Below are 15,371 nucleotides of genomic sequence, written 5' to 3' on the forward strand. Positions count from 1 at the left end.
TGGATTTATCCGCGATGGGGCCTGCAACCGCGTAGCAACGTTCGGCCAGTAGCAAAAGCATCATACCGCCAGGATAAAGTCCGCCTGATCGATACCTGCACTGCTGACACCGACAAGGCGAATAGAGTCCACTCCGATCCCGATCAGCGTGTCCGCCCCGTCAGCCGCAATGCTCACGTTGGCAGCGAACGTCTCGCTGCTGATCCCCAGCCCCGCGATATTGAGCAGGTCCTGCCCTGCGGCCGGATTGACGTCGAAGTCCTGGATCAAGTCGTTGCCGAAGCCTGCGGCAGCAAACGCGAAGGTATCGTTGCCGAAGCCGCCGTTGAGCGTGTCGTTGCCCAGCCCGCCGAGGAACAGATCGTCACCCGCACCGCCGACCAGAGTGTCGTTGGCCAGGCCGCCCAGCATCCTGTGGTTTGCCGCCGCTGCATCGTAGGCCAGTTCACTGCCGCTGCCCTCGGCGTTCGCCTGCAAACCCGCCGCCGCGTATTGGCCATTCAGCGTGACCTGCGCCGCATGCGCGCCGTCGTTCACGATCAGCAGGCCACCGGTGCCGGTGTCATTCGCTGCATAAGTGATCTGTGTATTGGCGCCGAACGCAACATCGCCAAAGTCCAGCGTGTCACCCGCGGTGAAACCGCTGACGCTGCCACTGAACGCCGTCGACACATCAAGCTTCAGCGTGCCTGCCGCGCCGCTGTCAAACGTCACATGCTGATCGGAGGCAGCACCGAATTCCAGCATCGCCGAACCGCTGATAGTCGCGCTTCCCGCGCCTTGGGCATCTCCGTGGATGGTGATATTGCCATCGTTCGCCCACAGGCTACCGCTGTTGACCAGCGCACTTTCAATCACCAATCCGCCGCTGCCGCTGGCTTGCAGCACCCCCGTGTTGGTGACGGCGCTGCTACCGGTATCGATCACCAGCGCATTGACGCCGCTGGCATGAATCAGGCCCGAGCTGACCAGCATCATCTGCCCCGCTCCCAACTGACCGGCACCCGAGATGGTGTTGTCGGCATTGGTGAGCACCGTGTCGGCGCTGCCGCCGAAAATCACGTTTTGCGCATTGTCGGATAGCAGCACCTGGCCGCCACCGGTCAAGGTCGCGCCACGGAACAGAATCTCAAGGCTAGTCTCGTTGCCGGTGGAGCCGAGCTCGATGGTGCCGCTGTTATGGATGCTGCCACCGAACGGCATGATCGCGCCGTCGGCAATGGTGAGGGTGTCGGCGTTGTTGGTGAGCGGATCGACATCGAACTGGAAGTTCGCTTCGCTCAAGTCCGCGGCATCGACACCTTTCAGGGTGACCGTCTGACCCGAGCTTATGCTGACCAATGCATTGCCATTGGCGTCGTTAGTGATACTCAAATCAGCAAAGCCGGTGACGCCCGTGAAGCCGATCATGTCAATCTTGTCTGCCGTGGCATCGAAACTGTAGATCTGATTGTTGCCGATCGGCTGGGCGAAGACGAAGGTGTCGGTACCGGACGAACCGGTCAGGTTGTCGTCAGCGGACAAGGCGAAGATCGGCGTGTCGGGGGCAAAGGCCTCGACGTTATTGAATACATAGGAACTGCCCACACTGCCGTCGGCGCTAGTCCAGGTCATGTTGATGTGGAGTACCGCAGCGCCCGCGAAGCCTTCTGGTGTTGTCACGGTCAATGCTCCGGGATCGCTGGTCTGCACGGTCCAGGTGCCGTCGCCGTTGTTGATTCCGGCGTTTAGAGTCCAATTTGACGGAACGTCGGCAATTGTGACAACAAAGCTATCGCTCAGGCCTGCCGATGGATCAGCAATCGCAAGGTTTATTGCTTCTCCGGACACTCCCGCAGGGTAAGTCAGGCTAATGCTTGTTGCAGCACTAACGTTGCCTGCCGCGTCCATAGCCGTGACAAATAGCGTCTTGGTACCCGTAAACTTGCCAGTCAAATCAATATTGGCGAATTGACCGCCGGTATTGGTCGTTCCGGTCCCAATTTCTGTGTCGCCGGCGCCAAACACGCCATTGCCATTGTCCAGGTAAACCTTAATGAATGAATTAGCTTCGGCGCTCCCTGAAAGCTTATGGTTTGTACCGGAGTTGTTGTAAGTCAGCCCAGTCGGTGACGCTGGCGGTGTTGTATCAATCGGAGTTTCAACGACGTTCTGCACGTTTACCGTAATCGTCTGCGTATCGATTCCGCCACTGGCGTCGGCCACCTGAACATCCACAACGTAGGCGTTGTCGCCATCGGTACCACCGACATCCTGGGGACTCTCGTAATCGGGCGCCGAATTGAACGTCAGCACCCCGCTCGAACTGATCGAGAACTTGCTGAAGTCCGTCCCGGCCGTATTCAGGATCGAGTAGCTCAGCGTCTGCGCCGGTAGATCGGCATCGGTCGCCACCACCGTCGTGACCGCCGTGGTGTTCTCCGCCACATTGAGCGAAGCCGTCGCACCGCCACCGTTGGAAGTGATCGTCGGTGAGTCGTTGCTGCCGGCGATATGCACGGTGACCGAAGTGAGGGTGCCATCGGCACTGCTCACCGCGAAGGTATCGGTGTAGGTGGTGCCGGCGGCGAACTCGTTGTGGGCGGAGTTGGCGACGTAGGTCCAGGCACCGCCGGTGCCGATGGAGAACTGGCCGTAGCTGCCGGCGGTGTTGGTTTGTGCGACGAAGGTTGCGGCGCTGTCGACGTCGCTGATGTTCAGGGTGCCGCTGGTGGAGATGTCGGTGGCGGCATTGGTCTCGGTGAGGTTGGCGATGTCGGCGGACAGCACGGCCGCATCGTTGGTGCCGAGGATATGCACCGTGACCGAAGTGAGGGTGCCATCGGCACTGCTCACCGCAAAGGTGTCGGTGTAGGTGGTGCCGGCGGCGAACTCGTTGTGGGCGGAGCTGGCGACGTAGGTCCAGGCACCGCCGGTGCCGACGGAGAACTGGCCGTAGCTGCCGGCGGTGTTGGTTTGGGCGACGAAGGTCGCGGCGCTGTCGACGTCGCTGATGGTCAGGGTGCCGGCGGTGGAAATGTCGACGGCGGCATTGGTCTCGGTGAGGTTGGCGATGTCGGCGAACAGCACGGCCGCATCATTGGTGCCGAGGATATGCACGGTGACCGAAGTGAGGGTGCCGTCGGCACTGCTCACCGCAAAGGTGTCGGTGTAGGTGGTGCCGGCGGCGAACTCGTTGTGGGCGGAGCTGGCGACGTAGGTCCAGGCACCGCCGGTGCCGATGGAGAACTGGCCGTAGCTGCCGGCGATGTCGGTCTGCGGGACGAAGGTCGCGGCGCTGTCGACGTCGCTGATGGTCAGGGTGCCGCTGGTGGAGATGTCGGCGGCGGCATTGGTCTCGGTGAGGTTGGCGATGTCGGCGGACAGCACGGCCGCATCGTTGGTGCCGAGGATATGCACGGTGACCGAAGTGAGGGTGCCATCGGCACTGCTCACCGCAAAGGTGTCGGTGTAGGTGGTACCGGCGGCGAACTCGTTGTGGGCGGAGCTGGCGACGTAGGTCCAGGCACCGCCGGTGCCGATGGAGAACTGGCCGTAGCTGCCGGCGGTGTTGGTTTGCGCAACGAAGGTTGCGGCGCTGTCGACGTCGCTGATGGTCAGGGTGCCGGCGGTGGAGATGTCGACGGCGGCATTGGTCTCGGTGAGGTTGGCGATGTCGGCGGACAGCACGGCCGCATCGTTGGTGCCGAGGATATGCACCGTGACCGAAGTGAGGGTGCCATCGGCACTGCTCACCGCGAAGGTGTCGGTGTAGGTGGTGCCAGCGGCGAACTCGTTGTGGGCGGAGCTGGCGACGTAGGTCCAGGCACCGCCGGTGCCGATGGAGAACTGGCCGTAGCTGCCGGCGGTGTTGGTTTGCGCCTGGAAGCTTTCCGGGCTGTCGATATCGCTAATGGTCAGGCTGCCGCCGGTGGTCAGCGGAGCATTGGTTTCGCTTAGCATAACGCTGGCCGAGGACAGCACGGCGGCGTCGTTGCTGCCGGTGACGGTGACGGTCACCAGCTGGGTGTCGACGCCGCCGAGGCCGTCGCTAACCTGCACGCTGAACACTTCGTTGTGACTCTCGCCCGCCTTCAGCGACTGCACCGCACTGGCGACACCATTGGTGCCGTTGGCCAGGGTGTAGGTCCACTGGCCGCTGTTGTCCACGGCGATCGAGCCATAGGTGCCGGTATTTGACCCGGCAATACTCCAGGTGGCGGTGGCATCGTGGTCGATGTCGACCGAGCTGAACTGGCCGCTGACGCTGAGCGTGCTGTCTTCCTGCACCGCGCCCGCATCATGGCCGGTCGCGAAGCTGAGCACTGGCGCGTCGTTGCTGCCGGTGACGGTGACGGTCACCAGCTGGGTGTCCACGCCGCCCAGGCCGTCGCTGACCTGCACGCTGAACACTTCGTTGTGACTCTCGCCCGCCTTCAGTGACTGCACCGCACTGGCGACACCATTGGTGCCATTGGCCAGGGTGTAGGTCCACTGGCCGCTGTTGTCCACCGCGATCGAGCCATAGGTTCCAGTTGGCGAGCCATTGATGGTCCAGCTGCTCGTGGCATTGTGATCGATGTCGGTCGAGCTGAACTGGCCGCCGACGCTAAGGGTAGTGTCTTCCTTCACGGTGCCAACTTCGTTGCCGGTCGCGAAACTGAGCACTGGCGCGTCGTTGCTGCCGGTAATGGTGACGGTCACCAACTGGGTGTCCACGCCACCCAGGCCGTCTCTGACTTGCACCGTAAACACGTCATCATGACTCTCGCCAACCTTCAGCGACTGAACCGCACTGGCGACACCATTGGTGCCATTGGCCAGCGTGTAAATCCACTTGCCGGTGTTGTCCACGGCGATCGAGCCGTAGATGCCCGTATCCGTACCCGCAATGCTCCAGGTCGCCGTGGCATCGTGATCGATGTCGGTCGAACTGAACTGGCCATTCACAGTGAGCGCGGTGTCTTCCTGCACCGCACCGGCATCATTGCCCGTCGCGAAACTGAGCACTGGCGCATCGTTGCTGCCGGTCAGGGTGATCGTCACGTTCTTGGTCACCGTCGCCCCGAAGTCGTCGGTCAGCGTCACCGTGAACACTTCGGTCTTGGTCTGGCCCTCGGCCAGGTACTGCGCCGCGTTGTTGTTCAGCGTATAGGTCCAGCCCACGCTACCCGCAGCGTCGCCTGTGCTCTCGTCGCTCACATTGGCCACCAGCGTACCCAGCGCACCGGACGGCGCGCTCACGCTGGCCACATGTGCGTCATCGGCCAGGTCTACGTCGCCAAAGGCGAAGCTGCCGCTGGCCACCGTGGTGCCGTCTTCGGTCACCGCCCCGCTTTCGATTTCTGCCGCCGTCACCGTCGGCGCGTCGTTGGTGCCGGTGATAGTGATGGTCACATTCTGTGTTACCGACGAACCCTGACCATCGCTGATGGTGACCAGGTAAGTTTCGGTTACTGTCTGTCCCTGGGCCAGGTACTGCGCCGCCGCATTGTCCAGGTTGTACGTCCATTGCACCGAACCGTTGGCCGCGTTCGCAGCTTCGCTTACCGGCGAGAGCATGAACGTACCAAGATGAGTAGCGTTGCCCCCCGCCGGCGCGAACGTCGCCATGTGCGTGTCATTGAGGTCGACGTCGTTAAAGACAATCGTGCCGCTGGCCGTCAGCGAGTCGGTCGTGCTCGCAGTGGTGTCGGCGTCTTCGGTTACCGTGCCGGCCTGCTCGCCGAGGCTGATCGTCACACCATCATTCATGCCCGAAAACTGCACGGTAGCAGTGGCCCAACTGAGCGTTCCGTTGCCGAGCCGCATTGCATAGGTAAAGCTGTCCGTCAGGAGCTCACCAGTGGCAAGCGCCTGGAGTTGTTCCTTGAACTCACACGAGAAAGTAGCGGCGTCGTAGCCGACCTTCCCGTCCGAGGTGATCCAGATCTTTGCACCATTCTTACTGGTGTCAGAACTCGTCGCCTCAGCCCTCGCCGTATCCTGGGTCAGGAGGTCGGCCGGAGCATAAGCCTTGGTGGCAGTAGAAAAACTGTCCGCGTTGTCGAGTGACCAGAGTGTCTTCGCGTTGCCGCCAAGGTCATTGGACATGACGTCCCAATACATGACCCCCAGCAGATTTTCAGTGGTGTTAAGGACATCATCCTTCGCCTGCGGCGTGTTGGAAAACGAGGTAACGGTTCCGCCGCTTGTAGTTGTAGTGCTAGCCATGTCTTTCTCCCAAGAATGTCACCCTGAGCAAAAAACCGCTGTGGGCCACCAACAGCCGCAAGCCGATTCTTCCTCAACCCACGAACACTTCACTCCACCGGTACCAGCCGGCTGGCCAGTAGCTTCACGCCCACCCCGGCCCTGCCGCCCAGCGGTTCAATGCGCACGATTTGTCCTTGCGCCTTGAACTTCATGGGGCCGCCGGGCGTGTCGAGTTCGATCTCGAAGTCAATCAAGCTACCCACCTGCTGCTCGCTATCGGTTTCGAAATACAAACCGGAGGCGCTGATGTCACGGATGACACCCTGGCCCCCGCCGATCAGTTGCAGCGACAGGGTGACTTGTTCACGGGGCTCAATTCGGTGTGCGTCTCTCATGACTGCAGTCTAAAAACGGCCGCTGTTTATTACATGAGTGCGCTATCCCTTTTTTTCTGGGAGTCAATCACCCATGAAAACAGTGTTTTATGGGACAAATGTCATGGGAGGGGGGGACTGAAGCGCTATAGAAAAAAGCTACAGGCTGCAACGATTGCTATCATGATCAGCTAACACAACCCGCCTAAAGAGGCAGCGACCCGAATGCCAATTCAAGTCCTGTTAGTCGCTCTACCGCTCGTGGCCTGGGGCCTTGAGCGTCTGGTGGAAAGCGCTCAACCAAGGTTGGCGCTGGCGGGTTCGGTGGCGTCGGTGGCGCAATACCTGCTTTCGCTGCACCAATACGCGCCGGATGTGGTGGTGCTGGACCTGGACAGCGAGGACTGTATCGAGTCACTGGCCGAATTGCACAGACAGACCAAAGCCAAGATTCTGGTCGTGACAGGGTCGAGCGACGTGACGCTGCATGACAGTGCGGTGCTGGCGGGCGCACGTGGCGTGGTGGATAAGCGGGAGTCGGCATCCGCATCGACATTGCTCAAAGCCATAGAAAAAGTGCATGACGGCGAGCTCTGGATTGACCGCAATGCGACCAGCCGTATCTTCCTTGAACTGGCGCGCAAGAAAGTCGAGCGCGATATAGACCCGGAGCAACAAAAAATCGCCAAGCTAACGCGCCGCGAGCAGCAAACCATTGCATCGCTGGCCCGCGACCCCTCTGCCCCTGGCAAGTTGGTGGCCGAGAAACTGCACATCAGCGAACACACGCTGCGCAACCATTTGACATCGATCTACAGCAAGCTGGGCCTGACGAATCGCGTAGATCTGTACGCCTACGCACACAAGCATGGGCTTTCCACAGGCGACTGAGCCGATTCCTTCCAGATTGATCGAAAACCCGATCTACCCCACCCATCTCCTGCGAGGCCCGCAAGATTCGCCATCAATCTGCGTGACAGACCACTGCCGCAGTGGATCTTCACGGAACCCAGCCTTTATCCTTGACGCCCCCCGCTGTCCCGAGTCCTGGAGTTTCGCCCATGCCCCATGAAGGCAACCTGCTACAAGCCGCTGTCGTGTTTCTGATGGCGGCCGTACTCATCGTTCCATTAGCCAAGCGCCTGCAACTGGGGGCGGTTCTGGGTTATCTGTTTGCCGGGGTGATCATCGGCCCGTCGGTGCTGGGCCTGATCGACAACCCGCAAAGCGTCGCGAACATTTCCGAACTCGGCGTGGTGTTGCTGCTGTTCATCATCGGCCTGGAACTGTCACCGCGACGCTTGTGGGTGATGCGCAAATCAGTGTTCGGCGTGGGCTTGGCCCAAGTGCTGCTGACGGGTTCGATGATCGGCGTGGTGGCGCTGTGGCTGTTTGGCCAGCCATTGAACACCGCGATCGTCCTGGGCCTGGGTCTGGCGCTGTCGTCCACGGCGTTCGGCCTGCAAAGCCTGGCTGAACGCAAGGAACTGACCAGCCCCCACGGGCGGCTGGCGTTCGCGATCCTGTTGTTTCAGGACATCGCCGCGATCCCCTTGATCGCCATGGTGCCGTTGCTGGCCGGTGGCGATCACAGCACCACCGTCAGCGAAAACCTGAACCACGGCCTGCAAGTGCTGGCCAGCATCGCCGTCGTGGTGATCGGCGGGCGCTATCTGCTGCGACCGGTGTTTCGCGTGGTGACCAAAACCGCGTTGCCAGAGGTCTCCACCGCCACGGCGTTGCTGGTGGTGATTGGCACAGCATGGCTGATGGAGCTGGTCGGGATTTCCATGGCCCTGGGGGCCTTCCTCGCCGGTCTGTTGCTGGCGGACTCCGAGTATCGCCATGAACTGGAAGCCCAGATCGAACCGTTCAAGGGCCTGTTACTCGGGCTGTTTTTCATCAGTGTCGGCATGGGTGCGAACCTGAGTTTGCTGCTGAGCATGCCGATGGCTGTGCTGGGCCTGACCCTGTTGCTGATCGCGATCAAACTGCCGCTGCTGTTTATTGTCGGTCGATTGGCCGGAGGCTTGAAGAACGTCAGCGCGATCCGCCTGGGTATCGTGCTGGCGGCCGGTGGTGAATTTGCCTTTGTGGTGTTCAAGATCGGGCGAGATCATGGGCTGTTCGCGGCAGAACTGTATGACTTGCTGGTGCTGACCATCACCCTGTCCATGGCCGTGACACCCTTGTTGCTGCTGCTCTGCGCACGGTTGGTCAGCCCGAAAGTGCAACCGGTGGAAGTGCCGGAGAAGTTCCGCGAAATCGACGCCGACGCGCCACGGGTGGTGATCGCCGGCATGGGGCGCATGGGCCAGATCGTTGCGCGGATTCTGCGCGCGCAGAACATCAAGTTCGTGGCCCTCGACACCTCGGTGGAAACCATCGAACTGTCTCGCAGTTTTGGTGGCGTGCCGGTGTTCTACGGCGACCCGATGCGCCCGGAAATCCTCAACGCGGCCAAGGTCGGGGAAGCCGAGTACTTCGTGATCGCCACCGACGACCCGGACACCAACATCAAGACCGCCGAGCTGGTGCGCAAGCTCTATCCGCATATGAAAATCATCGCCCGCGCCCGTAACCGTCAGCATGTGCACCGGCTGATGGACGTCGGCGCACACGCCGTGCGCGAAACCTTTTATTCGAGCCTGGAAATGAGCCGGCAAACCCTGATCGGGCTGGGATTGACCCAGGCTCAGGCGGATGCGCGGATCAAGCGCTTCAAGCAGCACGACGAAGTGGTGCTCGAAGCCCAGCATGCGGTGTATGACGACGCGGTGAAAGTGATGCAGACGGCGCAGGAAGCGCGGGCGGAACTGGCCAGGCTATTCGAGTCGGATCACCTGCAAGAGCAAGCGGGCAAGAATTGAGGTGGATTTGAGGGCCCCTTCGTCGGAACGCCGCCCGGAGCAAGCCCGCTCCCACATTGGATCTTGGGTGTTCACAAATATTGAGCCTGACAGAGCCCCCTTGTGGGAGCGGGCTTGCTCGCGAAGAACGATAACGCGGTGCATTGGATAAACAATCATTTCAAAGGAATCCACCATGACTGACCAACCTGCCCCCGCCCTCAAGGAAATCTTCAACACCGAGCGCCTCAGTCACATCGCCTCCGAGATGACCGCGGTCTATCCGGCATTCGAAGCCAAGCGCTTTCTGAAGCTTGCCCAAACCGGCCTCGCAGACCTCAGCGTCATGCAACGCATGGCCCGGGTCAGCGAATGCCTGCACGCGGTGTTGCCGTTGGACTATGAAGCGTCGCTGCAGGTGCTGCGCGCCCTCGCCCCGCGCCTGAACAGCGGCTTCGTCAGCATGTGCCTGCCGCACTATGTCGCCAGCTACGGCGCCCATGCGTTCGATCAGTCGATGGACGCGCTGAAGTACTTCACCGCTTTTGGCTCTTCGGAGTTCGCAATCCGTCACTTTCTGCGCAGTGACCTCGAGCGCTCGCTCAAGCTGATGCATGCCTGGTCGCTGGATGACAACGAGCATGTGCGGCGCCTGGCCAGCGAAGGATGCCGGCCACGCCTGCCCTGGTCATTCCGGCTGGAGCCCGTCCAGGCCGATCCGACACTGGCCGCGAACATCCTCGACAATCTCAAGGCCGACACGAGCCTGTACGTACGCAAGTCCGTGGCCAACCACCTCAACGACATCACCAAGGATCATCCCGACTGGGTGCTGGACCTGATCGAAGGCTGGTCGCTGGACAACCGGCACACCGCATGGATCGCCAAACACGCCCTGCGCAGCCTGATCAAACAGGGCAACCGGCGGGCACTGGCGATCATCGGCGCGGGCGGCAAGCCTGAAGTCGAGATCGTTGATGTAAAAGTCGAACCGCCGGTGATTGGCCTCGGAGAAAAAATCACCCTGTCGTTTGCCGTCAAATCCACCGTTCAAAGCAGCCAGCGCCTGGTGATCGACTACGCCATCGATTACGTCAAGGCCAACGGCAGCACCTCGGCGAAGGTGTTCAAGCTCAAGGCGCTGACGCTGCCGGGCAACGCTATTGAAACCGTCAGCCGTGGTCAGCAGATCAAGGAACTCACCACCCGCCGGCATTATGCGGGGCGCCATGCGGTGCACATCATGGTCAATGGTGAACGGCTGGCCAGCACGGCGTTCGTGATTCTTGCTTGAGCCCCAAGATGGATATTGGATGTGCTGCCGCCATCGCGAGCAAGCTCGCTCCCACATTGGTTTAGCTTCGTTCGCAAGATGTGTGACAACACAGCACCCTGTGGGAGCGAGCTTGCTCGCGATGGCGTCCGTTCAGGCACCGTAGGAGGTTGGCCCGAGCAACAACCCTTGCTCCCGCTCACACAACTCCACCACATAATCCCAAAGCACCCGCAGCCGCACCGATTTGTGCAACTCCCGGCGGGTGCTGATCCAGTAGCTGCGCTGGATGCTTTCGTCCGGCAGCAGCGGCACCAGGTCCGGGTCGGCACTGGCCATGTAGCACGGCAGCACGGCGATCCCCAGGCCTGAGCGCGCCGCCTGTTGCTGGGCAATCACGCTGGTGCTGTGAAACACCACCCGTGGGTTGCGGCAGAAGCTGTTGAGGAACATCAGTTCCTGGCTGAACAGCAAATCATCGACATAGCCAATCCACGCATGACGCCCCAGGTCCTCCCGACTGCGCAACGGCGGCGAACGATCGAGATAGTCCTGGCTGGCATACAACGCCAGGCGATAGTCGGTGAGTTTGCGGGTGACCAGCATGTCGGCGGCCGGGCGCTCAAGGTGGATGCTGATTTCCGCCTCGCGGTTGAGGATGCTGACAAAGCGCGGCACCGCCACCAGTTCCACCTCCAGCCCCGGATAGCGTTCGAACAAGCCGTTCATGCGACTGGCCAGGAACATGATGCCCAGCCCTTCCGTCACGCCGACGCGGATCTTGCCCAGCGGCGCGGTGGATTGGGTGATTTCCTCCTGTGCCAGCAGCGCCACGTTCTCCATCGCCTCGGCGTGTTTAAGCAACGCCTCGCCGGCCGGGGTCATCTCGTAACCCTGGGCGTGCTGGACGAACAGCGCCGTACCGAGGCTTTTTTCGATGGCCTCGATGTGCCGCGCCACGGTGGCATGGGTGGTGTTCAAGCGACGGGCAGCCGTGAGCAAACGCCCGCTGCGCTGCAACTCGAGAAAAAACCGCAGGTCATTCCAGTCGAACATGAATCGTCCTTGTTCGTTGCCGTTCGGAACGCTGTTTAAAAACGCACAGCAGCTGCGCAAAAACTAACATTCTTTTGACGAAAGCTAACAACTAGGATGACAGACAACAAGAACAACAACACGAGGTCAGGGATGCAGGCTTCCCTAGATGAATTCGATTACATCGTGGTCGGGGCCGGGCCGGCCGGGTGTCTGCTGGCCAATCGACTGTCGGCCGATGCGCAACATCGCGTGTTGCTGCTCGAGGCCGGCGGCCGCGACAACTATGCGTGGATTCACATCCCCGTGGGTTACCTGTTCTGCATCGGCAACCCGCGCACCGACTGGTGCTTCAAGACCGAAGCGCAACCGGGCCTGCAAGGCCGCGCCCTGAGCTATCCGCGCGGCAAGGTGCTGGGGGGCTGCTCCTCGATCAACGGCATGATCTACATGCGCGGCCAGGCCGGCGACTACGACGGCTGGGCCGCCGACGGCAATCCCGGCTGGAGCTGGCGAGACGTATTGCCACTGTTCAAGCAGAGTGAAAATCACTTTGCCGGCGCCGCCGAGTTTCACGGCGCCGCGGGCGAATGGCGGGTCGAACGCCAGCGCCTGTCATGGCCGATTCTCGATGCGTTCCGCAGTGCCGCCGAGCAAAGCGGCATCGCCAGCATCGATGACTTCAACCAGGGCGATAACGAAGGTTGCGGTTATTTCCAGGTCAATCAGAAGGCCGGCATCCGCTGGAACGCGTCCAAGGCCTTTCTCAAACCCATTGGCCAACGTCCCAATCTCACCGTGCTGACCGGTGTCGAAGTCGACCGCGTGTTGCTGGACAATGGCCGTGCCTCGGCGGTCAGCGCCCGCTGGCAAGGCCAGGCAAAAACCTTCAAGGCGCGCAAGGAGATCGTCCTGTGTGCCGGCTCGGTCGGTTCGCCCAGCATCCTGCAACGCTCCGGCATCGGCCCGCGTCCACTGCTTGAGCGGCTGGGCATTGGCGTCGCCCATGAGTTATCCGGCGCCGGTGGCAACCTGCAAGATCACCTGCAACTGCGGCTGATCTACAAGCTGGAAAATGCCCGCACCCTGAACCAGATCGCCGGCAGCCTGTGGGGCAAGATGGGCATGGGCCTGCGCTACCTGTATGACCGCAGCGGCCCGTTGTCCATGGCGCCGAGCCAGTTGGGCGCCTTTGCCCGCTCGGGGCCGGAGCAGACTTCAGCCAACCTCGAATACCACGTGCAGCCGCTGTCGCTGGAACGCTTTGGCGAACCGCTGCATGCCTTCCCGGCGTTCACCGCGTCGGTCTGCGATCTACGTCCGCAAAGCCGTGGCCGGGTGGAAATCCGCTCGGCCGATCCGCAAGAAGCTCCGCTGATCCAACCCAATTACCTAAGCCACCCGCAAGACCTGCGGGTCGCCGCCGATGCCATTCGCCTGACCCGGCGCATCGTCGCCGCCCCGGCCCTGCGTGCCTTCAATCCGGTGGAGTACCTGCCCGGCGACAGCCTGCAAAGCGAAGAACAGTTGCACGAAGCCGCCGCGCGGATCGGCACCACGATTTTCCATCCGGTGGGCACCTGCCGCATGGGCAATGACGCCGACGCCGTGGTCGATGCGCAACTCAAGGTCCATGGCATTCCCGGCCTGCGCATTGCCGATGCCTCGATCATGCCGCGCATCACCTCCGGCAACACCTGCTCGCCGACGCTGATGATTGCCGAGAAGGCTGCACAATTGATCCTCAACCCCGCCACAAGGAGCATCACACCGACAATGGAACTGATCGCACACCCCTGAATCCTGTGCGCCCCCCTGTAGGAGCGAGCTCGCTCGCGATGAACCTGAGAGCGCACGTGGGTGTCAGGTTTGCAGCGTTATCGTTGACGACCATCGCGAGCAGGCGCGCTTCTACAAGTAGCGGATACACCCGATACATCGCAGTAGCGGCACCCGCCCACAAGGCCGGTGCCGGCAGTGGAACAACAAAAACAATCACTGTGAGGGATACCGGTATGTCAGAGAACGTTCAAACCCTGGAAGCCGTGCGTAGCGCGGGCACCAGTCAGGAAACCCAGAAAGTCATCTTTGCCTCGTCCCTCGGGACAGTCTTCGAGTGGTATGACTTTTTCCTCTATGGCGCCCTCGCGGCGGTGATCAGCAAGCAGTTTTTCGCCGGGGTCAACGACACCACGGCGTTTATCTTTGCGTTGATGGCCTTCGCCGCCGGCTTCATCGTGCGGCCGTTCGGCGCGCTGGTGTTCGGTCGGTTGGGGGACATGATCGGGCGCAAGTACACCTTCCTCGCCACCATCGTCCTCATGGGCCTGGCGACGTTCTGCGTCGGGCTGCTGCCGACCTACGCCAGCATCGGCATCGCCGCGCCGATCATCCTGGTGGTGCTGCGCATGCTCCAGGGCCTGGCCCTGGGCGGTGAATACGGCGGCGCCGCGACCTACGTCGCCGAGCACGCGCCCATCGGCAAGCGCGGCTTCCACACCAGCTGGATTCAATCCACCGCGACCCTGGGCCTGCTGCTGTCGCTGCTGGTGGTGCTGGGCTGCCGTTACTTCACCGGCGATCAGTTCGAAGTCTGGGGCTGGCGCATTCCGTTCCTGTTTTCCATCGTGCTACTGGGCATCTCGACCTGGATTCGCCTGAGCCTGCATGAATCGCCGGCCTTCGTGAAAATGAAAGAAGAAGGCAAGTTGTGCAAACAGCCGATTCGCGACTCCTTCGGCAAGTGGGAAAACCTCAAGGTGGTGTTGATCGCCCTGTTCAGCATCAATGCCGGGCAAGCGGTGACCTTCTACGCCGCGCAATTCTACGTGCTGTTCTTCCTCACCCAGTTCCTGAAAATGGACCCGGCCGTGGCCAACGGTTTGCTGATCGTCAGCGTGACCATCGGCGCCCCCTTCTTCATTTTCTTTGGCTGGCTGTCGGACAAGGTCGGGCGTAAACCGGTGCTGATGATCGGCCTGCTGCTGGCCACCGCCCTGTACTTCCCGATCTTCAAGACCCTGGCCCACTACGCCAACCCGGCCATCGACCAGGCCAGCCGCCAGGCACCGATCACCGTGATGGCCGACCCGGCCACCTGCACCTTCCAGTTCGACCCGGTGGGCAAGGCGAAATTCGACAGCCCGTGCGACAAGGTCAAGACCTTCCTGGTCAAGCAGGGCCTGCCGTACCAGAGTGCTGTCGCACCGGCCGGCAGTGACGTGCAGGTGAGCGTCGGTGACGTGAAGATCGACGGGTTCGACGAAGCCGCCCTGCGCGGTGCCGTGACCCTCGCCGGTTACCCGCAACAGGCGGACATGCAGCAGATCAACAAGCCGATGATCGTGGCGCTGATCGTCGCGCTGATCATCATCTCCGCGATGTGCTACGGCCCGCTGGCGGCGTTGATGGTCGAACTGTTCCCGACCCGCATCCGCTACACCTCGATGTCCCTGCCCTACCACATCGGCAACGGCTGGTTCGGCGGCTTCCTGCCGACCGTGTCGTTCGCGTTGGTGGTGTACACCGGGGACATCTTCTACGGGCTGTGGTATCCGGTGGTGATCACCGGGGTGAGCCTGGTGGTGGGGATGATTTGCCTGCGTGAGACGCGCAACGTCGATCTCGATAAAAACTGACCTGACCTGTCATTGTAGGAGCGAGCCT

8 protein-coding genes are annotated in these 15,371 nt (G+C 61.4%); 5 read left to right on the forward strand and 3 right to left on the reverse strand.

All coding sequences use genetic code 11. From position 1 onward, the window contains the following. Positions 1 to 60: 60 nt before the first annotated feature. The gene (locus J4D25_RS03350; protein WP_057715225.1) at positions 61 to 6,192 is read right to left on the reverse strand and encodes a VCBS domain-containing protein; all 6,132 of its coding nucleotides are present in this window, start codon (positions 6,190 to 6,192) and stop codon (positions 61 to 63) included. Positions 6,193 to 6,281: 89 nt separating this feature from the next. Beyond that, complete coding sequence (locus J4D25_RS03355) at positions 6,282 to 6,569, reverse strand: PilZ domain-containing protein (protein ID WP_057715226.1); 288 nt, start codon at positions 6,567 to 6,569, stop codon at positions 6,282 to 6,284. 312 nt (positions 6,570 to 6,881) lie between these two features. On the opposite strand from J4D25_RS03355, the gene J4D25_RS03360 reads away from it, so the two are divergent. The 3 genes from J4D25_RS03360 to J4D25_RS03370 all read left to right on the forward strand — a co-directional run bounded on the left by J4D25_RS03360 (position 6,882) and on the right by J4D25_RS03370 (position 10,691). After that, the gene (locus J4D25_RS03360) at positions 6,882 to 7,439 is read left to right on the forward strand and encodes a response regulator transcription factor (protein WP_223502116.1); all 558 of its coding nucleotides are present in this window, start codon (positions 6,882 to 6,884) and stop codon (positions 7,437 to 7,439) included. Positions 7,440 to 7,609: 170 nt separating this feature from the next. Then, a complete protein-coding gene (locus tag J4D25_RS03365; RefSeq protein WP_057715228.1) occupies positions 7,610 to 9,418 on the forward strand; it encodes a monovalent cation:proton antiporter-2 (CPA2) family protein in 1,809 nt (602 codons plus the stop codon). 175 nt (positions 9,419 to 9,593) lie between these two features. Next, complete coding sequence (locus J4D25_RS03370; protein WP_057715229.1) at positions 9,594 to 10,691, forward strand: DNA alkylation repair protein; 1,098 nt, start codon at positions 9,594 to 9,596, stop codon at positions 10,689 to 10,691. Positions 10,692 to 10,823: 132 nt separating this feature from the next. Here the strand turns inward: J4D25_RS03370 and J4D25_RS03375 are convergent, their stop codons facing one another. Further along, the gene (locus J4D25_RS03375) at positions 10,824 to 11,726 is read right to left on the reverse strand and encodes a LysR family transcriptional regulator (RefSeq protein ID WP_057715230.1); all 903 of its coding nucleotides are present in this window, start codon (positions 11,724 to 11,726) and stop codon (positions 10,824 to 10,826) included. A gap of 132 nt (positions 11,727 to 11,858) precedes the next feature. Here J4D25_RS03375 and J4D25_RS03380 point away from each other — a divergent pair, with 132 nt between their 5' ends. Together J4D25_RS03380 and J4D25_RS03385 are read left to right on the forward strand one after the other, a co-directional pair. Then, positions 11,859 to 13,505, forward strand: coding sequence for a GMC family oxidoreductase (locus J4D25_RS03380; protein WP_057715231.1), 1,647 nt, complete (start codon positions 11,859 to 11,861; stop codon positions 13,503 to 13,505). A 215-nt stretch (positions 13,506 to 13,720) separates the two neighbouring features. Then, positions 13,721 to 15,343 carry an MFS transporter gene (locus J4D25_RS03385; RefSeq protein WP_057715232.1) on the forward strand — a complete coding sequence of 541 codons (1,623 nt, stop codon included), beginning with the start codon at positions 13,721 to 13,723 and terminating at the stop codon, positions 15,341 to 15,343. The last annotated feature ends 28 nt before the right edge of the window (positions 15,344 to 15,371 follow it).

Origin of the sequence: Pseudomonas sp. GW456-L13, from assembly GCF_017350115.1 — a bacterium.
In the GTDB taxonomy this organism is placed as follows: Bacteria; Pseudomonadota; Gammaproteobacteria; order Pseudomonadales; family Pseudomonadaceae; genus Aquipseudomonas; species Aquipseudomonas jessenii.